The 20,069-nt window shown below is 45.6% G+C and carries 17 protein-coding genes and 1 riboswitch; of the genes, 14 read left to right on the top strand and 3 right to left on the bottom strand.

The features are described from left to right. Positions 1-811 precede the first annotated feature (811 nt). From NSS66_RS19550 to NSS66_RS19530, 5 genes are all read left to right on the top strand, one after another. Positions 812-3,106 carry a glycoside hydrolase domain-containing protein gene (locus tag NSS66_RS19550; protein WP_340959592.1) on the top strand — a complete coding sequence of 765 codons (2,295 nt, stop codon included), beginning with the start codon at positions 812-814 and terminating at the stop codon, positions 3,104-3,106. A gap of 202 nt (positions 3,107-3,308) precedes the next feature. After that, on the top strand, positions 3,309-5,387 hold the full coding sequence (locus NSS66_RS19545; RefSeq protein ID WP_279834553.1) for a peptidoglycan D,D-transpeptidase FtsI family protein: 2,079 nt from the start codon (positions 3,309-3,311) through the stop codon (positions 5,385-5,387). Between the two features lie 82 nt (positions 5,388-5,469). Further along, on the top strand, positions 5,470-6,219 hold the full coding sequence (locus tag NSS66_RS19540; RefSeq protein WP_279834551.1) for a Cof-type HAD-IIB family hydrolase: 750 nt from the start codon (positions 5,470-5,472) through the stop codon (positions 6,217-6,219). 51 nt (positions 6,220-6,270) lie between these two features. Further along, positions 6,271-6,750 carry a DUF456 domain-containing protein gene (locus NSS66_RS19535; protein WP_023990190.1) on the top strand — a complete coding sequence of 160 codons (480 nt, stop codon included), beginning with the start codon at positions 6,271-6,273 and terminating at the stop codon, positions 6,748-6,750. 138 nt (positions 6,751-6,888) lie between these two features. After that, positions 6,889-8,523: a putative polysaccharide biosynthesis protein gene (locus NSS66_RS19530; protein WP_023990189.1), complete on the top strand. Its 1,635-nt coding sequence runs from the start codon at positions 6,889-6,891 to the stop codon at positions 8,521-8,523. Between the two features lie 17 nt (positions 8,524-8,540). On the opposite strand, the gene NSS66_RS19525 is transcribed toward NSS66_RS19530, so the two are convergent. Beyond that, a complete protein-coding gene (locus tag NSS66_RS19525) occupies positions 8,541-9,830 on the bottom strand; it encodes a DUF2515 family protein (RefSeq protein WP_209940381.1) in 1,290 nt (429 codons plus the stop codon). A 237-nt stretch (positions 9,831-10,067) separates the two neighbouring features. On the opposite strand from NSS66_RS19525, the gene NSS66_RS19520 reads away from it, so the two are divergent. The 8 genes from NSS66_RS19520 to NSS66_RS19485 all read left to right on the top strand — a co-directional run bounded on the left by NSS66_RS19520 (position 10,068) and on the right by NSS66_RS19485 (position 18,105). Next, positions 10,068-10,412, top strand: a complete 345-nt coding sequence (locus NSS66_RS19520; RefSeq protein ID WP_028541427.1) for a thioredoxin family protein — start codon at positions 10,068-10,070, stop codon at positions 10,410-10,412. 173 nt (positions 10,413-10,585) lie between these two features. After that, positions 10,586-11,518, top strand: a complete 933-nt coding sequence (locus NSS66_RS19515; protein WP_023990186.1) for a COX15/CtaA family protein — start codon at positions 10,586-10,588, stop codon at positions 11,516-11,518. A 129-nt stretch (positions 11,519-11,647) separates the two neighbouring features. Next, positions 11,648-13,414 carry a UbiD family decarboxylase gene (locus NSS66_RS19510; protein WP_025723591.1) on the top strand — a complete coding sequence of 589 codons (1,767 nt, stop codon included), beginning with the start codon at positions 11,648-11,650 and terminating at the stop codon, positions 13,412-13,414. Between the two features lie 51 nt (positions 13,415-13,465). Further along, positions 13,466-14,191, top strand: coding sequence for a Cthe_2314 family HEPN domain-containing protein (locus NSS66_RS19505; protein WP_061829845.1), 726 nt, complete (start codon positions 13,466-13,468; stop codon positions 14,189-14,191). 125 nt (positions 14,192-14,316) lie between these two features. Beyond that, a riboswitch (SAM riboswitch) is annotated at positions 14,317-14,456 on the top strand. Positions 14,457-14,592: 136 nt separating this feature from the next. Continuing rightward, positions 14,593-15,615 (top strand): methionine ABC transporter ATP-binding protein, encoded by a 1,023-nt coding sequence (locus NSS66_RS19500; RefSeq protein WP_053326058.1) that lies wholly within the window; start codon positions 14,593-14,595, stop codon positions 15,613-15,615. Continuing rightward, on the top strand, positions 15,612-16,280 hold the full coding sequence (locus NSS66_RS19495; protein WP_025723588.1) for a methionine ABC transporter permease: 669 nt from the start codon (positions 15,612-15,614) through the stop codon (positions 16,278-16,280). Before NSS66_RS19500 ends, NSS66_RS19495 begins: the two co-directional genes overlap by 4 nt. A gap of 74 nt (positions 16,281-16,354) precedes the next feature. Further along, a complete protein-coding gene (locus NSS66_RS19490; RefSeq protein WP_220025986.1) occupies positions 16,355-17,197 on the top strand; it encodes a MetQ/NlpA family ABC transporter substrate-binding protein in 843 nt (280 codons plus the stop codon). A gap of 143 nt (positions 17,198-17,340) precedes the next feature. Continuing rightward, positions 17,341-18,105: an SDR family oxidoreductase gene (locus NSS66_RS19485; RefSeq protein ID WP_023990180.1), complete on the top strand. Its 765-nt coding sequence runs from the start codon at positions 17,341-17,343 to the stop codon at positions 18,103-18,105. A gap of 92 nt (positions 18,106-18,197) precedes the next feature. On the opposite strand, the gene NSS66_RS19480 is transcribed toward NSS66_RS19485, so the two are convergent. Next, complete coding sequence (locus NSS66_RS19480; RefSeq protein ID WP_013311836.1) at positions 18,198-18,443, bottom strand: NifU family protein; 246 nt, start codon at positions 18,441-18,443, stop codon at positions 18,198-18,200. 87 nt (positions 18,444-18,530) lie between these two features. Between NSS66_RS19480 and NSS66_RS19475 the strand changes: the two genes are divergently transcribed. Continuing rightward, positions 18,531-18,788 (top strand): YuzB family protein, encoded by a 258-nt coding sequence (locus tag NSS66_RS19475; RefSeq protein WP_023990179.1) that lies wholly within the window; start codon positions 18,531-18,533, stop codon positions 18,786-18,788. 111 nt (positions 18,789-18,899) lie between these two features. Here the strand turns inward: NSS66_RS19475 and NSS66_RS19470 are convergent, their stop codons facing one another. Further along, positions 18,900-19,967, bottom strand: coding sequence for an NAD(P)/FAD-dependent oxidoreductase (locus NSS66_RS19470; protein WP_340959584.1), 1,068 nt, complete (start codon positions 19,965-19,967; stop codon positions 18,900-18,902). Positions 19,968-20,069: the final 102 nt, after the last annotated feature.

Raw genomic sequence — 20,069 nt, 5'->3', positions numbered from 1 at the left:
TTTGATGTATTCCATTGCATAGATTTATACAACATGCTAAAAAATCCTATTTATTTAATTATATACGAACATGTGTTTGACATCAAGAAAAGTGGTGTGTAATTTTTTAGCAAGTTTTATTACAGTAGCTGCATGTAAAGGGATATATGGGTCAATTCAATCAATAGTAAGTGAATGAATTTAGTATTATCTCTTAATTATTTTCTCTGTTTTCTGGGAAAGTGTAATAATAGCAATTTTGTAGGGCTTCTAAAATCATGTTGGTGCACTTGTGCCTTCCTAAGCTATATTCTTGAGTAATATTATTGAAGGCTAAGTAACTAGCTTTATCTTATGTTGTTGTGTTTCCGTAATGTATAAAAAAATAATTTGTAAAGTGGAATATATTATATTGCGTAACGATACGCTATATAATATAATATTGATGAATAGATTATTTGTTTTCAATAATTAGATGCCAGATACATCTAGTTATAGGATATCTGAGCGAATAATCTATAACTAAAATGAAAGTATCTAAAAGGAGGTTAACAAGAAATTATTCTGATGGATATTTCTTTTAGATATTAGCTGCGAATCAACTTTTATTTTCGACTATGACTGTTATACAAAAATTATGCCAACCTTAAAATTTAGAATGTAAGTCGTTGTGTTAGGGTAAATTCCTATGATCTTTAGTTTCGATAGACAGGTTATTATAACCTACTAGAAGCAGGAGGTAGTCATTAAGATTAAATCCTATTTATAGACAGTCTATTAGAAGATGAATTGCTGTGTTTACATTAGTAAAATAAATGGGAGGTTTTTATACATGGATGAAATGGTGAGGAAAGTTCAAAATTTTGTTAATGTAACATACTCTACAAAGCCAGGATACAAAATGGTTACTGCGGACGGAAACACAGGATGGGGGACTATTAAGGCTCTCATTCAAGGTTTACAATTTGAACTTGGAGTATCCCCTGCAGATGGTGATTTTGGTCCTGCGACATTGGCTGCTTGCCCAACTCTATCTTCTAGTTCTCCAGTTGGCAATTTAGTACTTATTCTTCAAGGAGCATTATATTGCAAAGGATACAGTACAAATGGTATGGACGGGCAATACGGTAATGGTACTCGCTTGGCAGTCTCCAGGCTTCAGGCTGATGCAGGGCTACCGAATCCAGATGGCATTGCTACACCTATAATCATGAAAGCCTTATTAAATATGGATGCATTCGTAAATGTAGGGGATTCCAATATTCGCGCAATGCAGCAAGTTCTAAATAGTAAATACTATAAATATATAACTCCAAAGCTTGGATTGATTCCTTGTGATGGTTTGTATTCAAGTAAAACTAATCGCGCTTTAATTTATGGACTGCAAGTAGAACAGGGGAACACCAATCCAGACGGTGTATTTGGGACCACAACATTGTCTCTTTGCCCCACGCTTAATGTAGGGAATACCAAATCGAATTTCATCTCTCTTTTGAAATATGCACTGTATGTGAATGATTTTAAAAGTATAGCTCTGAATGGTGTATATGATACTCAAACGAAAAGTGTTGTTGCTGAGTTCCAACGCTTCTGTGCGTTATCATCTGACGGTATTGCAGGCAAACAAACTTGGGCCTCTCTCCTTGTTAGTACAGGTGACCGGAATAGAAAAGGAACAGCGTGTGACTGTGTAACTGAGATTACACCTGCAAGGGCGAAGGCGCTCAAAACTAATGGGTATACGACTGTTGGCAGATACATTGTTGGGGGAGATTGGAAGAGGCTTAAGCAGGAGGAGCTTAATGTTATTTTATCTTCTGGGTTGAGGGTATTCCCAATTTATCAAACATCAGGTAACGGGGTAGACTACTTCAAACCAGGGCAGGGCATGAAGGATGCCATTGAGGCACATCATGCTGCTAATAAATTTGGATTTAAAGACGATACTATAATTTATTTTTCTGTGGACTTTGATGCAGTTGACTATCAAGTAACGAGCAATATTCTACCACATTTTAAAGCCATACATGACAAATTAACTTCACTTGGCTCTAAATATAAAGTAGGGATTTATGGGCCGCGTAATGTTTGTAGTCGTGTTGCTGCAGCTGGATATTCAGTAAGTAGTTTTATATGTGATATGTCCACAGGTTTTAGTGGTAATTTAGGTTATCCTCTGCCGAAAGACTGGGCCTTTGACCAAATTTCTACTGTTTATGTTGGAAATGAATCAGAAAATAGAATTGAGATAGATAATAATATTGCTTCGGGAAGAGATCAAGGTGTTAGTTCCATTAATACCGGGATTAATAATACGTTAGTAACTCAAAATAATTTGTTTTTTAAACAGATGGATGAGATTTATAAATATGCTCTTGAATATACTTCAAATGATATCTATCAAGCTAACCAAAGAGTTCTTGAGTACTATAGAAGCCGTATATACGATGGCATTCTCTGGGATATAACTGCAAATCCAGTTGATGAAAAATTTGTGAAACTTATAAATGAGAAAATACCTGATTTTAGAATGGAAGTACTTTACGATCTTGGAACAGAGAATATGATGGATGTTCCCCATATGCTTGCTACAGTTAACTCATATACTACTTTAGCAGATAATTCGGTTATCGCAGAGTTAGGAGGATGGGCTGGGGATCTTCTTACTGCAGCTGGTGACGTGAGTGGCTCAGTAAAACGGAATGTGTACCCTACTGCCTATTCTGCTTCTCTTGAAATTATAGGTACTGCGAAAAACAAGTCAACGTTTGACCTAATGGATTTAGTTGCTGATGTAGATGCAGTTTATCTCGTTTCAAAATTAATTAAGGGTTCCTCCTACTCTAAATTAAATGAAGAGATGCGTAATCGATACTCAACAGCAGTACAATTAAAAGATAAAATCTCTTTCTTTGTAAAAAGTAAATTCGGGACATTAGAAAATGCTCAGACCCAAGCAGAGAACATTCTAATTAGTGAGTTCCCTTTGACTTTTAGTGCAACTAGAAAGTTATTTAAAATTAAGTTTATGAATATATACAAGGAACCAATTAGTTATACTGATGAAGAAGGTAAAGAAATTGCACGTGGATTTAAGGATGCTCTAGCATCTATGATGAATGCTTAACTATCTTTATTCAACCATAATATTGTAATACGTATAATTTCATGAAAGCTTTCCTTAGCCTTTGGGCTGAGGGAAGCTTTTTTAATACTTTTTCTACGTTTTCTTACAAAATTGTCATCTTAGAATTCATCGTTTATTGCCTTGGATATGGTAGGATCAGGAATGTGAAACCCTAACTTGGAAGGAGTAATGACCAGCTAATATGGACAGAGGAAGTTTGGATAAAAAGTTTTCATTTAAAAAGAAAAATGTTGAAGAGAATGAAGAGTTACGAAAAAAACGGACGGTTTTACGAACCAACCTACTGTTTTTTAGTGCTTTTGTGCTGTTTGCCCTGATCATTACCAGACTAGCTGTATTGCAGTTTGTACAATCGGAGGAGCTGAAGGGCCAGCAGCAATCCGTAAATACGAAAAATGTCCCGTTAGCCCCGAGTCGCGGCACGATTTATGACTCCACAGGTACGGTTAAGCTGGCGTATTCGACTCCAGTACAGTCCTTGTATGTAACTTTATCTAAGGATTATAGCAAACGTACGGAGAAAGATCGCAAGCCGGGGGAAAAGCTGCTCCCTGAGCTCAATGCTTTTGCTGCCAAGCTTGCTGCCAAATTAAACGAACTGGGTCGTAACGAAGGAGAGCAGCTTAATGCAGAGGAAATAAAAAAGCGACTGGACCCGGACTATAATCAATATAGGGGATTTACCCCACGTTTGGTCAAATCCGACCTGAGTCGGGAGGAAATCGCTTATTTTCTGGAACATCGGACAGAGTTCCCTGGTGTAGAGGTTGTAGAAGAAAGTATACGCCATTATGACCCGGATCGGGTGGCGGTACAAACGATTGGATATATGTACAAGTTCAAAGGAGCTCGAACGAACCGGCCCAAATATAAAGAGCTCTATGAAGCTAATTCGGAGGTTCTAAGACCGACACAGGTGTATTCGGAAAGTGAAACGGTCGGATATGATGGCTTGGAGCTTCAGTACCAGGATGAGCTGAGAGGAAAAAACGGATATAAAACGGTAGAAGTCAATCCGCGCAGCATGCCGGAGGGCATTGAATCCATTACTCCTCCTGAAAAAGGACATCATTTATATTCCACCATTAACAAGGAAATTCAGCAGAAAACCGAACAGGCCATTATGGATCAGCTTCGCTGGCTTCATACTCATGCCGTATCGGGGAAGCTTCATCAAGACGCTACCACTGGCTTCGCTGTAGCGATGGAGGTAGAGACCGGAAATATCGTGGCAATGGCCAGTATGCCGGATTATGACTCTAATGTATGGAAAAGTGGAAGTACCTCGCCTTCGGTATATGACGAAATTCAGCATAAAATGGGAAATGGAACCATTAAATCCGTGCCTAGCGGAAAAGCGGGTCCACATCCAGAATCCTCGGTGCTTCTGGGTTCAACCATTAAACCGCTATCCGTGCTGATCGGGTTGAAGGAAAACCTGTTTTCTCCCGGACAAACTTATCTGGATACGGGAAGTGCGTACTACGGCAAAAATCGCTCCAGCCGGGTTGGGAATTCTAGCGGACATGTGTATGGTTCTTTGACACCTAGCAGGGCAATTGAGGTCTCGTCGAATACGTTTATGGTGGATATGATCGGCAAGCCGCTGTATGCCAAATACGGAAGTAATGCAGGGGTGCATCAGGGAATTGACGTATGGGACAAGTATATGAAGGAATTTGGATTAGGCGTTCCGACAGAAGTAGATCTGCCGGGCGAGTGGGCAGGCAGACTTGAGTATACGAGCAAGCATGAAAGTGCGCTGACACGTTTGGTACAGGCATCCTTTGGTCAGCAGGGAAAGTATACAGCCATGCAGCTAGCTCAGTATACGACTGTGCTGGCAACAAAGGGCAAGCGTATGCAGCCTCATTTGGTTAGCAAAATTGTAGATGATCAGGGGAATCTTGTACGTGAATTTAAGCCGAAGGTGCTGAATGAGGTCGCTTTTTCAGATACGTACTGGAATACAGTAATTCGAGGTATGGCTACGGATGTTAAAGCCTTTAATGGGTTTCCTTATGATTATGCCCGCAAAACGGGGACTTCCCAGCAGGTAGTGGGACGTACGGTTAAAGATAACGGGGTGTTCATCGCTTTTGCTCCGCGTCAAAATCCAAAGCTGGCAGTAGCGGTCATTATTCCTGAAGGGGGCTTTGGTGCGACGAGCGCAGGACCGGTTGCGCGTAAAATATTTGATGCGTATGACGAAGTATATGGGCTAGATGGTACTCCTAAAAAGCCTCTGGCAGCAAAGTGAGAACTTGAATACTTTTGTGGGCTTCTCTTTTTCATGGTAAAATGTCGTTGGACATAAGGGACATACAGGAGGAAGAGAGACTATGGGAGAAAACCAATATAAATACAAACTGCTTGCGCTCGACATGGATGGAACTTTACTGAATGATAATCATGAAATTTCCCTGGAAACGATTAACTGGATTAACAAGGCGATTCAGGAAGGGATTCATGTATGCTTGTCCACCGGACGTGCAGCGATGCATGCTCTTCCCTACGGTCAGCAACTCGGCCTGGAGACGCCAATGGTAACTGTAAACGGTAGTGAGGTGTGGAAATCACCCCACGAGTTGTGGCGCCGTTATTTACTTGATAAGGAGCTCGTTCGTAAGATGCACCAGATTGCTATAGACACAGGCTCCTGGTTCTGGGCTTACTCAACGGAGGAATTATATAATAGGGATCGTTGGCCGGATACATTGGACACACAGGAATGGCTCAAATTCGGTTATAATACGGAAAATGACGAAATTCGCCACCAAATTTTGCTTAAGCTTCAGGACATGGGTGGACTTGAAATTTCCAATTCTTCAATGACAAATCTGGAAATTAACCCAGCTGGTATATCCAAAGCCAGTGGAATCGCTGAAGTGTGCGATCTGCTTGGCATTACTCTGGAGCAGGTGGTTGCCGTTGGCGACAGTCTGAATGACCTGGCTGTGATTCAAGCGGTTGGACTGGGCGTGGCAATGGGGAATGCTCAGGATACGGTTAAAGAGGCCGCTGATTTGGTCGTGGCTTCGAACAATGACGACGGCATTGTAGAAGTGATTCGTGATTATGTGCTTGTGTAATAAAATGAATAATGCAGCAGGCAGGATGAATGGACGAGAAGGAGGAGGCCCATGGACGTTGTAGGCTGGATTGTTGTTATTGTGCTGTTCATTGTGGGCATGGCCGGGGCGGTATATCCCGTATTGCCGGGGGCGCTCGCCATCTATTTTGCATTTTTTGTATACGGCTGGTTTTTCTCGTTTGCTCCATACAATGCATTGTTTTGGATTATACAAACACTAATCGTCGTTGCCCTTTTTGTTGCGGATTATGCTGTGAATGCGTGGGGAGTCAAGCGGTTTGGCGGCTCGCGTCTGTCGGCGATACTGAGTACCATCGGGATTATTATCGGTCCCTTCGTTATTCCGGCATTTGGCCTGATTTTGGGACCATTTATTGGCGCTGTGCTAGGAGAGCTGATAAGCAAAGCCCCACTGGACCGAGCTATTAAAGTGGGCTTTGGCTCTGTATTAGGCCTTTTTACCAGCACCGTGATGAAAGTGATTTTGCAGCTTGCCATGATTATTGTATTCTTAATTTGGGTGTTATGACCCGAGATTCGTTTTGGTTTATTATGATTTGCAGAGACAGAATCGACATGCGGCTCCGCACCGGTGATGGCTCAGGCCATGACAGTTTGTGCGGGGCTTTTGCATGCGTGTGAACAGCAAGAAAGAAGGGAACGCATTTTGTCCAATAAAGAAACATTCCTTAAAGGTACGCTTATTTTAGCCGCTGCCGCCTTGGTAGCCAGAGTACTTGGTCTGGTACAGCGTGTTCCATTGGAGCATCTGCTCGGTTCCGTCGGGAACGCCTCGTTTACCATTGCGAACAACGCTTATTTGATGCTGCTCACGGTCGCTACGGCCGGCATTCCAAGCACGTTGAGCAAAATGGTTTCAGAACGTTATGCACTGGATCGGCCTTCGGAAGCGCGACGTGTGTATCGTGCGGCTTTGATATTCGCGGCTGCGGCAGGCATTATCATTACAGCGCTGCTGTATTTTGGAGCGCCTTACTTTGCCGAGCATGTAGCAGGGGTTCCGCAATCCGCTTTGGCCATTCAGGCTTTGGCACCAGCATTACTGCTGTTCCCTGCCATTGCCATGATGCGTGGATACTTCCAAGGGCGCGGTAATATGACCGCAGGCGGTATTTCACAAATTGTGGAGCAGGTTGCACGGGTAGCGACCGCTATTGTACTCGCTTTTATTATTTTGAAGCTAGGTTATGGAGATCGCGAGGTTGCGGCTGGGGCCTCCTTTGGAGGTGTCATGGGAAGTCTTGGCGCTCTAGCGGTCATGTTGTACTACACGGTGAAATTGCGTCGCCAGGATCGACAGGATCGTCAAGATCAATTCCAAGAGGAAAGCTCCGCGCTACCGATGATGCGCATTTACAAAGATATTTTCAAGCTTTCTATTCCCATTGTATTGTCGTCTCTGACGGTTCCGGCGGTCAACTTTATTGATACGTCGATTGTGGTGAGACTGCTGTCTGGTCAAGTGGGATTGGATCAGGCGACTACTCAGTTGGGTTATCTAGGCTCTCGGGCACAGAGTGTGGCGGGAATTCCGCCGATTTTGGCCATTGCGCTCAGCCAATCGCTCATTCCGATCATTTCAGCGGCATTTGCCCGTAAGGATGAGCAGCATTTACAAAATCAGATGACGTTGGCTTTGCGTATCTCTATTTTGACTGGAATGCCGATTGTGCTGGCTTTATGTGTAACCGCCTATTCTATTAATGGTTTACTGTTTAGCTCGCTTGGAGGCAGTGGTATCATTGCTGTTCTGACACTCGGAACGATATTCCAGATTACGATGATGACTTCTAATTCGATACTGATCGGTATGGGCAAGCCGCGTATTTCAATGGTTAATGTCATGGTCGGTATCGTCGTCAAGTTTGCAGCGAGCTGGCTGCTGGCTGGTTGGCTTGGAATTTATGGGATCATTGCTGCAACCGGATTATGTTTCCTCGTGATCACATTGCTAAATTTGCGTGTGCTTAAAGGGATTGTCTCCTTTTCCATCATGGGTCGTCGCTGGGCAGGGTTCTTAACCGCAGTCGTCGTCTCGGGAGCTATCGGATACGGTGTAAATGAAGCCTGTATTCTGCTGGTGCATCTGATGCCTGCGCGTGTGGCCTTCTTGATCGCGTGCTGCATTGCCGGGGCAGCTGTACTGGTATGCTACTTGTTGTTGCTGGTTGTACTGCGCGTATTGCGCAGGGACGAGCTTGGCAACTATCCGCGTATGTTGCAAAAGGTACTGCGTCCGTTAATGCGTCTACAGCGTGAGTCCACAGGACAACGAGGCTAAAAGAGTCCCCCAGTCTTTCAGTGGAAAGGTTGCAAGCTGTTATGGGCAACGTGGGCCATTGCTGTTTTTTGGATGCCATGACGATGCTCATGGCGCATGGCAAATAACAGCGGTCGCCTTGGTTCGCTGAGATGTCCAAGTGTGGAGCCGTCCTGAAACCAGTCATACCGGGGGATTGGATCATAAGCTGTATCGGACCAGACGGCGTTCAGCTCCGGACTGTACAGACGTTGTCCTGGCGGTAGCCATTCATGTGCTAAAAGCGTTGCACTTTCATCTGGAGAGTGCAACGCTTTTTGTTCATTCGGGGTGAACAATCCGGGCCAATAGTCGCTGCGTGAACCTGTATGCGGCACACTTTTAGCGAATGCGGATACCTGGTCCAGCACCTGCTGATGGCCGAAGAGCATAGCATAGAGACTTTTGCCAAAGCCGATCCGCTCGTCCAAATGGCCGAAACGCTCCATTACTAGTCCAGCAAGTCCACCGTTTAGTCCAAGTGGAAATATAACCTGATTTAGCTGGAGCCAGTCATGCAAATAAAAGCCCGGCTTGTGTGTTACAAATTTTTGGAAATACGGATCTTTTACCACACGTCCTTCAATATAGTTTTGTTCATTAATGATGAGCGCCACAGTCAACAGAGAGCTATCCCGCCAAGCCCAGAAACGTTCCCAAAAGGGCTTCATGAATGGCGAAACGTGAAAATAAGGCAACAAGTGAAAGCAACTCCGACCCAAATGACGGCTGTGCATGTAAAGTTGCAACTGCGGATAAGCGTCTTGAAAAATAAGGGCGTTACAGCGCTCCAGTAGCCGATACAGCCATTCCTTTTCCTGTTCGCCGAACAGGTTGCCAATCAGTCCCCCTTTCAGATCGGTCATATTATAGCCGCCATTACGAGAAACCAGGTGGGCCAGTAATGCCCAGTGTAACTCCGGGTAGCCACGATAGCATTCAAGGTAAGCGGCAGTGCGGGTAACGTTGCTGCGATTCTCCTGTGCTGTATCGTTCTTGATCCTCTCCAGTAGCTCACAGTCTGTTTCGCATAAGGGCATATTCAGAGAAGAGGGACGCGTAGCGGGTCCGTTCACCAACATTATCGCTTCAGCTTCATTCATAGCGGCCTGTGCCGTATGATAATCCCACGCTAGTTCACGCAAGGGGGAGCGTAATTTGCGGGATTCGGTCCAAGCCGCCCGTTTGCCCTCCCAAGCTTCCTCTGCAACACGGGGAACGGAACCCAGTAACTTTAGCCCTCCTTGAAGCTGTCGAGATGCTGTATGGAGCCATTCGGTAAGAGACATGACTAAATTAACCTCCTTTCCAACTGCAAGCATCCCCGTATCCTGCCAAGTATGTTGGGTATGCTGTTAGGATGTCGACGCTTATGTGGATTCTTAAGTATATCTTTAGTATGCCTCAATGAGAGGGCTTCCAATCGGCATGTGAGTAGAATGGGGGAGTGTGCAAAAGCTTCACTTGGCGTTACAATAGAAAGTGCAATCTTTTCAGCACAAAAAGAATTTAAGGAGGAATCATCCATGCAAAAAATCGTCTCTCATGAAGACTTTAATAAGGCAATATCCACTCCGGGCGTTACGGTGGCTGTGTTTAAGGCGGACTGGTGTAAGGATTGTCATTTCATCGATCCGTTCATGCCTGATGTGGAACAACAATATGCAGATAAGCTTACATTAATTGAGATTGATGTAGAACAGGCCGAAAGCGTCAGTCAAGAGCAAAATGTATTGGGGATTCCTAGCTTTATCGCTTACAGTGAAGGGCGAGAACTGGTACGTCTGGTGAACAGACTGCGCAAATCCCGCGAAGAGATTGAGCAATTTTTGGATCGGGCTGTTGAAGTCCACGCGAGCTTAGCAAAATAACATCAAGACATTCAGAAAGCCGCTTCCTTCTCAGGGGGCGGCTTTCTCACGGACACGTTCACATTTTGTCAACAAAGCTCGTATGTCAAGGAACGATATATCAGTTATAATTACTTTAAGTGATCATTTCACAACATATAAAGTGAATAAATATTATATTTGGAAGGATACGGGTGAATTCTTTGAATAACAAAATCAGAATATTAAAATGGCTGGCACTCGTAACATGTATTGTCATGTTTTTGGCTACCTTCGGTGGAGGTGTCGTGACGCGAACGGATTCTGGTCTCGGCTGTGGCCGGGAATTCCCGCTGTGCAATGGTAAGCTGGTTCCGGCACATACGATCGCATCCCTTATTGAGTTCTCTCATCGCTCCGTCAGTGCCATGGCCGGGATTCTTTCTATCGCCTCATTTGTTGGCTTTTTGCTGTTTATGAAGCATCGGAAGGATTTGCAGCTATTCTCGCTGCTCACGCTCATGTTTGTCATCATACAAGGTGCAATGGGGGCGTTGGCTGTCGTCTTCTCCCAATCGGCTGCAGTCATGGGACTGCATTTTGGCTTTGCGCTTATCGCCTTTGCCAGTGCGACTATGATGACGTTGGGGGCCTGGCAGGAGCATGCAGATTCACGCCACACCCCGCGTCTGATTCCTGGGCCTGTCAGTCGGGGCTTTCGTAACTTTATATGGTTATCGACGATCTATACCTATATTGCTGTCTATTCAGGGGCGTTGCTTAGTCACTCGGTCATCCAGAAGGTTGTAAATATTGGGGGCTTCATATCTCCACTGCTGCTTCATCAGATTTCAGCTGGTCTGCTGTTCGTCATTATCTTGGCTGTGGGTCACTACTCATACCGTTATCACCCGAACCACCGGGATATCCGTATATTGGGTGTCGTATCGGTCTTGTTAATCTTGCTTCAAGTGGTGATTGGAATTATCTTGTTGTACGTCAACAAACCTGAAATCTACATGTTTATCGTGCTGGGACATATGCTGGTGATTGCATCGTTGTTCTCCATCTTGGCTTATCTGAGCTATCGTGTATGGCAATTGTCACCGGACCGCAAGCTTGTTCCGACCCAAGCACAACGTACCTAAGCGTTTCATAGATCATAGTCAAGCGGATTTTTGCCCAAGAGGCGTTTAAACACGTATAATAGCATATAAGAAACAAACCAGGCCCGCGAGTTTCTCGAGGGCTTGATTTGCTTAGGAGGAGTCGTCCAGTTGATCTACCAGAATTTGCGCCAATTTATTGAAGCGCTGCGTAAAGAAAATCATCTTAAAATTATAGAGGCACCTGTCGATCCTTACCTGGAGCTGGCTGAGATTCATCGAAGAGTCATTGAGGAAGAAGGGCCGGCACTTCTGTTCACGAATGTAAAAGGAACCCCGTTTCCTGTAGCCAGTAATCTGTTTGGTACAAATCGCCGTGTGGACATGGCTTTTGGTCCGCGCCCAGAGCAACTGATGGATGCGATTGTAGGAGCGACCAAAACATTGTTTCCACCTACACCCAAAGCATTGTGGAATGAACGTGGCCTGATTAAGGACATGCTAAAAGTAGGGCTAAAAACAGTATCTCATAGCGAGGCCCCTGTATTGGGAGTTCGCCGTACAGAGGCTCCGCTGGCACCACTGCCTAAAGTGACCAGTTGGCATGAGGATGGAGGGCCGTTTATTACGCTTCCACTCGTGTATACTGAGAAGCCAGGTCAGCCCAAGGATCATAATTTGGGGATGTACCGCATTCAGATTTATGATGATCAGACGACGGGCATTCACTGGCAAATTCATAAAGGCGGCGGTTTTCATTATCATGAAGCGGAACTGCGTAATGAGCCATTGCCTACGACGATTATCATCGGTGGCCCGCCTGCCCTGATTGCGTCTGCCATTGCGCCAGCACCGGAAAACTTGCCTGAGCTGTTGCTGGCTTCGCTTATTATGGGAGGCAAGCTGCCCATGACAGAAGACCCGCTTGGGGGCCACCGGATTCCAGCAGAAGCAGAATTTGCAATCAGCGGTTATGTACCGCCTCATGAACGCCGTCCGGAAGGCCCGTTTGGTGATCATTTTGGCTATTACTCATTACAGCATGATTTCCCTGTATTTCATGTCAAACATATGCATCACCGCAAGGATGCCATTTATCCGGCAACCATTGTAGGTAAGCCTCGGCAAGAAGACTACTATCTCGGTGAGTTTTTGCAACGTCTGCTGTCGCCTGCATATCCGCTTGTGATGCCTTCCGTCAAGTCCCTGTGGGCGTATGCGGAAACGGGTGTACATGCGCTAGCAGCGGCAGTGGTACGTGAAAGCTACTCCCGTGAAGCGCTTGTATCCGGTTTTACTATTTTGGGTCAAGGTCAATTGTCGTTGACCAAGTTCCTGATGCTGACGGATCGAGTAATTGATTTATCTGACTTTAACCTGCTGCTGGAAACCATTCTGGAGCGATTTAATCCAGCAAGGGATTTATTTATTTTCAATCACACGTCACACGATACACTCGATTACACAGGCCGCAAGCTGAATCATGGTAGTAAGGCGATTCTGATGGGGATAGGTGAGCCTGTACGTGAATTGCCTCGTGCTTATGAGGGAGGCGATCTGCCGGGAATTCGTGAAATTGAGCCCTATTGCGGAGGTTGCCTCGTCGTATCGGGTGCGTCCTTTGAGCAGGAGCCTGAGCTGGCGGCACGTGTTTTGGAGCGATTAGCAGCGGGTGAGCAAGAGTGGCCGCTCGTCTTCATTGTGGACGATGCCAAAGAAGTCGTTCGCTCTCAAGCCTCGTTCCTGTGGACGGTATTCACACGCTTTAACCCGGCTACGGATATGTACGCGGACAGCGAAGTGCGTTTGCATCATCTGAACTATAAGCTGCCGATTGTAGTGGATGCGCGTATGAAGCCAGGGTATCCGGATGAGGTGTTACCGCGTGAGGATATTGTTAAGCTTGTAGATCAACGATGGACGAGTTATTTCGCTTGACGCCCTAATTAAACCTACAGCCGGATTCTACATTTATAAGGAGGCGTAAGCATGATACGCAAGCTACTGGGTGAGCCACCACGTGTGAACAAAGGCATCCTGCTAGATGCCATGAATAGCATGTCAGATATGTTGAACCTGCTGGAGCGGCAAATTCAGGCTGGTGGAGATCCGACCCACGATTTTCGGAAGGCGGATATTTTGACACGCGGTCTAATGTCATCTCTGGATGAACTGGAGCAGAGCCATCATGCTGCCGCCTTTTTCCGTATGAAAGTGAAAGCTGGATATGCTGAAGATATGAGCGAGGATGAAAAATCCGACTATGCATTATATGTTTTCTTTTATAAAGATGGGTTTGTGAGGGTATTCTCCATTTTAGATAAGCTGGGCAACTGGCTAAATGATCTGTGTGATTTAAAAACAGGGCAGTATAAGGCTCACTATTCGTATTTTACCGTGTTGCGGCAGCTCAAGTATCTCAAAATGCATCCTGTATTGACCGATAATTTAATTGATATCAAGGACACATACAACGATGCCATCAATCGGCTGCGTAAGCGTCGGAATACGGAGATACACTATATGAATACGGAAATGCAGGATGATCTCTGGCAACGACACCGAGCTTTGTATGGAAAAATCCAACTGGAGGACCTCGATCACCATTTAGAAGATTTGCAGCAGGGCTTGGAAATGGTGTGTCGGTCGCTGTCAAACGCCTTTACTTATACTGCGAAACAATGGGAGAACCGGGCAGTACGCCCAAAAATATGATAGAAAATATCCTTTGACAAAGCAATGTAAACTATCTATACTGAAACCTAGTTTCAGAAAAATGCTTGAATTATGTTTTTTTATATAAACTTAACGGACAGCTAAAGCTGGAGTTTAACATATTTTTCTTATCCAGAGAGGTGGAGGGACTGGCCCGATGAAGCCCGGCAACCCGTTCTTTCCCGGTGTAATACACTGGGAGGGAACATGATGGTGCTAATTCCTACAAAACCGCTAGAGTTATAGCGATTTTGGCAGATGAGAAAAGGTTCGCAAGGTGGGGCCCTTTTCATTCTGTGAAAGGGGCTCTTTTTTGTATAAATAAATAGCGATTTTATACAATCCTGAGAGATGACAACTGGTTAAAAGGGTAAGGAAGAAGTGAAGGGGGTCGCAGCACGTTGATAGAGCTTAAGCAGTTAACCAAGCATTATGGCAAAGGCAACCGACGCGTTAATGCGCTATCTGGGTTGAATCTTTCTATAAAGCGTGGAGAAATATTCGGAGTGATTGGTCACTCCGGGGCGGGGAAAAGTACATTGATCCGCTGTATTAATTTATTGGAACGCCCTACTTCAGGCGAAGTATGGGTAGACGGGGTAAACCTCGCTACTGTGAGTCAATCCCAGTTACAGAAGCAACGTCGAAAAATCGGAATGATTTTTCAGCATTTTAATTTGTTATCTTCGGCAACGGTGTATGACAATATTGCATTTCCTTTGCGGTTGGTTAACACTCCCAGGGAAAAGCTGGACATGAAAGTTCGTGAGCTGCTGGAACTGGTAGGTCTGGAAGAACACAGTGGAAAGTATCCGTCACAGCTCTCAGGTGGACAGAAACAGCGGGTAGGAATTGCACGGGCGCTGGCTAGTGATCCTCATGTATTGCTGTGTGACGAAGCGACTTCAGCGCTTGATCCGCAGACGACGGGGTCTATCCTGAAATTGCTGTTGGATATTAATCAGCGCTTTAATTTAACCATCGTGCTGATTACACATGAAATGCATGTCATTCAAAGCATTTGTGATCGAGTTGGCGTCATTCATCAGGGCGACATCGTGGAGCAAGGCCCAGTGGCGGAAGTATTTTTGAAGCCACAGCACCAGGTAACCAAGGACTTTATCCAACGGGAGTCAGAACATCCCGAAGAGTTGCAAGCAGCGATTGCGGCAGCAGGTGGCGGCGAGTCGGCGCAGGTAGTACGTATCTCCTTCTTGGGCAGTAAAACATATGATGCGATTCTGTCGCGTACGGCTCGAAGCACTGGTGTTGATTTTGCGATCTTGCAGGGAACCATATCTACGATTAAAAATGTACCCTATGGACAGCTGATCGTTCGTTTTGAAGGAAACCATGAAGATATAGAGCATACGTTGCGCGAAGTGTCTGGGCAAGGACTTGATGTGGAGGTGATCGGACAATGAGCGAACTTGATTTTTCACAAGTGAGTTGGGAAGAGCTAGGGAATTCTACGCTGGAAACCCTTCAGATGCTCGGGGCATCCGCATTGTTCACCCTCATTATTGGTTTGCCGCTCGGCATATTATTGTTTCTGGCGAGTCGCTCCTCGTTAACTCTGATGAAGGTGATATACATTGTATTATCATTCATCGTTAACATTTTACGTTCCGTACCATTTATCATTTTGATCGTTGCACTTATTCCTTTTACACGATCGCTGGTAGGTACCTCGACCGGGGTGTTGGGAACCATTCCACCATTGGTTATCGGGGCTGCCCCATTCTTCGCACGTCTTGTCGAAACGTCTCTGCGTGAAGTGGACAAGGGTGTCATTGAAGCCGCACAAGCGATGGGTGCCTCGACAGGACAAATTATCCGGCGTGTGCTGTTACGTGAGGCACTTCCGGGTCTGCTCGCTGCATTAACCATTACCGTCGTTACACTCGTATCCTACACGGCAATGTCCGGGATGATCGGGGGCGGTGGACTAGGTACACTGGCTATCAACTACGGCTATTATCGTTATGAAACGGCTGTCATGATCGTTGCGGTCGTGCTGATGGTCGTATTGGTACAATTGCTGCAAATGGCGGGAGATCGCCTCGTGCGGCATTATACTCGAAAATAGGGAAAACATATAGATATCCTTATTGATCAGGACGTCTGCTCCTGAATATTACAAATTATTGGAGGGGTAATAACATGAAGAAATGGGTATTGGCTGTATTAAGCTTGACATTAATTGCGGTGCTGGCGGCTTGCGGTACAAAGAGCACAACATCGGATACAAACAATGCGAACCAAAATACAGGCGGATCACCACGTGAAGTGGAGCTGAAAGTTGGAGCTTCTCCTGTGCCGCATGCGGAAATTTTGGAAGCGATCAAACCTCAATTGGAAAAAGAAGGAATTCGTCTCCAAGTCGTTCAGTTTAACGACTATGTACAGCCGAACGTACAATTGTTTGACAAGCAACTGGATGCTAACTTCTTTCAACATGTACCTTACTTGGATGTGATGAACAAAGAGCGCAAAATGGATCTGGTTTCTGTGGGCGCAGTTCATTTGGAGCCATTCGGTATCTACTCCCAAAAATATAAAAAGCTTGATGAAATCCCTGATGGCGCAACTGTAGCCATTCCGAACGATGCGACAAACGGAGGCCGCGCATTGCTCTTGTTGGAGAAACAAGGTCTGATCAAGCTGAAAGACGCAAGCAACATTGAAGCTACGGTAAAAGATATTACTGAAAATAAGAAAAACCTGAAATTCAAGGAGCTTGAGGCAGCTATGCTGCCACGTCAGTTGCCTGAAGTGGATATTGCGTTGATCAACACGAACTACGCTCTGGAAGCGAAGCTGAATCCAACGAAGGATGCACTGGCACTGGAAGATAAAGATTCTCCTTATGCTAACGTTCTGGTAGCACGTCCTGATAATAAAGATTCCGAAGCGATTCAGAAGCTGATCAAAGCTTTGCAATCTCCAGAAACTAAAAAATTCATCGAAGATAAATACCAAGGCGCGATTATTCCAGCATTTTAAGCAGGGAACGAGAACGCATTGCACGCAAACCCCAGATTCTCTTGAACAAGAGGAATGGGGTTTCTTTTTGGATGGAGTTGTAGGGGAAGCTTAAATATTTTATACTTGGGGGTGACCGTTCTCTGTGAACAGGAGGAAAATTGTTGAGAGATAAAGTCGCATTCATAACCGGCAGTGCCAAAGGTTTAGGTAAAACGACCGCTTTGCGTCTGGCGGATGAAGGCTGTAATATTGCGCTAAATTATGTGCATAGCCAAGCAGAAGCCGAAGCGCTTAAGCGGGTGATTGAGTCTAAGGGAGTACGCTGCCTGTCTTTACAAGGGGATATCTCTGTTCAGGAAGATATCACGAGGCTGATTGGCGAAGTACAGGATCGGCTGGGCGGAGTCGATATTATGGTGAACAATGCCGGACCGTTCATCCGGGAACGCCGTCTGTTTGCGGATTACAGTGTAGCTGAGATTCATGCCATGATACAAGGGAATCTGGTCGGTACCATGTTGCTGGATCATTTGGTATTGCCCCACATGCGTAGCCAGCATTGGGGACGTATTATTCATTTTGGCTTTGGTCATGCTGGAGAAGCAAGGGCTTGGCCGCATCGCGCCGTCTACGCAGCCGCCAAGGTGGGGCTGGTGTCTTTTACGAAGTCACTGGCTGTGGAGGAAGCTCCTTATGGCATTACGGTCAATATGATCTGTCCAGGGGATATCCGAGGAGCAAATAAGGAAATGTCAATCGCCGATGTCATCGGCATGCAGGATAAAGAGACACCGCGTGGACGTCCGGGAAGTGGAGAGGACATTGCGCGAGTGATCGCCTATTTATGTGAGGAGCATTCGGATTTTATAACAGGCAATATTATGGATGTATCGGGAGGTTTAGACCCCATTCGGCCAACCATATAAGCTTAAGTGATCCTTCAGACGCTGTAACACAAAAAAGAGTCTTGAGCTTCGTTACCGAAGTCAAGACTCTCATGATCATTATGCATCAAGCATTAGAATACTTGTACCACTTCTTGGACGCCGTCGACTTCTTCGAGAAGAGCGCGTTCAATCCCTGCTTTCAGCGTGATTGTGGAACTTGGGCAACTGCCGCAAGCGCCTACCAGCTTCAGCTTAACGATGCCGTCTTCAACGTCAACCAGCTCAACGTCGCCACCATCGCGTTGCAGGAACGGACGGAGCTTATCCAGTACATCAGCTACTTCATCATACATTTGAACGCTTTGTGTTTCGCTCATTAGAATTCAACTCCTTTCCTATACCTTTATTATTATATTACAAAGCGGGCCAAATTAAAATGCCCGTCATCCAAAGCAGGTGAAAAAATGTTAAGACCTATTATTGAGTTTTGCACCAGTAATATGCATTGGGGTACCGATGAAATCATGTCCAAGCTGGAACAGAATCCAGATTATGATGTGATTGAATACGGCTGCCTAAGCAATTGCGGTCAGTGCAACGCCGAACCCTATGCAATGGTCAACGGTGAGATTGTATCCGCGGATTCAGCAGAACTTCTGTATGAAGTGATTATGAACAAAATTAAGGAAGCTGAAGCATGGGATAACCTAGATTTGGATTGATAGGCTCTGTTAGCCAGCTCCTTTTTGTAGAGAATATACATGATGCAAACACTCAAGAAACAAAGAAGACCTGCTCTGAGAGCGGGTCTTCTTTGTTTGTTTAGCATACGTTTATCCAAAATGGCGTTTGGACTTCCAGAGCACACCGCTTTTAAGCAGGCGTGGTACTCGTCCACGCAATGAGGTACTGCCCATAAAGCCATAACCGAACCCGGCCTTCTTGCCAAGTGCGCCTAATGTACCGCGCAGCTTTAAAGGATGCGGATGAGGCGTTTGACCTTTCCACAGGTCGCGTACAATGTGTGCGATCTGCTCCCCTTGCACTTCTGCCGCTTGAGCGCTTGGAGAGTAGGGAAGGCTCGCACAGTCTCCGACCACATACACCTCAGGATGGTCCGGTATTTGATAATATTCGTTGAGCACGATGCGGCCCTGAGGGTCTTTAGGGACGGCTAAATCCTGCACAATTTTTACCGGCTGAATCCCCGCTGTCCATACCACTGCATCCGTTACAATTTGCTCGTCACGGTTATAAATAGCCCCCGGCTCAATACGGGAAACCGCAACATGATTCAGGGCATTAACCTGATGCTCCTTGAACCAAGCATGTACATAGGCAGACAAACGTTGCGGGAATGCCGACAGCACCCGCTCGCCCCGATCCATAATGGTAATATTTAAATCCGTGCGGCTTTCACGTAACTCCGCAGCAATCTCAACACCGCTAAGACCGCCGCCTACAATATGGACATGTCCATATGGCTTGATTTCGTTCAAGCGCAGATAGGTTTGGCGGGTATGGTTAAACGACTGGATCGTACAGCTGTGTTCTTCAGCCCCCGGTGTATTGTGAAAGCGGTCGGTACAACCCAACGCAATGACAAGCTGGTCATAGAACAAGGGTTCACCTTCCTGAAAATGGACCGTTTTATTCTCCAGATCCATCGAGGTGACCTCTCCATATTTGCGAATAAGACGTTGTTCATTTGGAAAATGCACCCGCAAATCAAAATCAGAAACCGTACCTGCCGCGAGGGCATAGTACTCTGTTTTCAACCCCTGAAAGGGCATTCGATCCACTAAAATAACTTGAACATCGTCGGGAATGTGTTTATCCAGCAATTCTTTGGCAATGGTAAGGCCGCCATAGCCGCCCCCCAGAATAACGAAATTTTTCATCAAAATCCGCCTTCCTTTCGCTACCGTGTCCCCGGCAAATGGTCTGGTGTCTCGTCGATCTAACACAAGTTTTTGTTGTTATAAAACCCGAGAATCAGGCCT

Source organism: Paenibacillus sp. FSL R10-2748, assembly GCF_038005565.1.
Taxonomy (GTDB): domain Bacteria; phylum Bacillota; class Bacilli; order Paenibacillales; family Paenibacillaceae; genus Paenibacillus; species Paenibacillus polymyxa_B.
Note: the sequence above shows the minus strand (reverse complement) of the source record. Positions and strands in the feature narration are given on the sequence as shown.

What these genes read in the sequence shown, in the direction of transcription:
- NSS66_RS19550 (WP_340959592.1), top strand. Translation starts at nt 812, where the DNA reads ATGGATGAAATGGTGAGGAAAGTTCAAAATTTTGTTAATGTAACATAC.
- NSS66_RS19545 (WP_279834553.1), top strand. Translation starts at nt 3,309, where the DNA reads ATGGACAGAGGAAGTTTGGATAAAAAGTTTTCATTTAAAAAGAAAAAT.
- NSS66_RS19540 (WP_279834551.1), top strand. Translation starts at nt 5,470, where the DNA reads ATGGGAGAAAACCAATATAAATACAAACTGCTTGCGCTCGACATGGAT.
- NSS66_RS19535 (WP_023990190.1), top strand. Translation starts at nt 6,271, where the DNA reads ATGGACGTTGTAGGCTGGATTGTTGTTATTGTGCTGTTCATTGTGGGC.
- NSS66_RS19525 (WP_209940381.1), bottom strand. Translation starts at nt 9,830, where the DNA reads ATGTCTCTTACCGAATGGCTCCATACAGCATCTCGACAGCTTCAAGGA.
- NSS66_RS19520 (WP_028541427.1), top strand. Translation starts at nt 10,068, where the DNA reads ATGCAAAAAATCGTCTCTCATGAAGACTTTAATAAGGCAATATCCACT.
- NSS66_RS19505 (WP_061829845.1), top strand. Translation starts at nt 13,466, where the DNA reads ATGATACGCAAGCTACTGGGTGAGCCACCACGTGTGAACAAAGGCATC.
- NSS66_RS19495 (WP_025723588.1), top strand. Translation starts at nt 15,612, where the DNA reads ATGAGCGAACTTGATTTTTCACAAGTGAGTTGGGAAGAGCTAGGGAAT.
- NSS66_RS19490 (WP_220025986.1), top strand. Translation starts at nt 16,355, where the DNA reads ATGAAGAAATGGGTATTGGCTGTATTAAGCTTGACATTAATTGCGGTG.
- NSS66_RS19480 (WP_013311836.1), bottom strand. Translation starts at nt 18,443, where the DNA reads ATGAGCGAAACACAAAGCGTTCAAATGTATGATGAAGTAGCTGATGTA.
- NSS66_RS19475 (WP_023990179.1), top strand. Translation starts at nt 18,531, where the DNA reads ATGTTAAGACCTATTATTGAGTTTTGCACCAGTAATATGCATTGGGGT.
- NSS66_RS19470 (WP_340959584.1), bottom strand. Translation starts at nt 19,967, where the DNA reads ATGAAAAATTTCGTTATTCTGGGGGGCGGCTATGGCGGCCTTACCATT.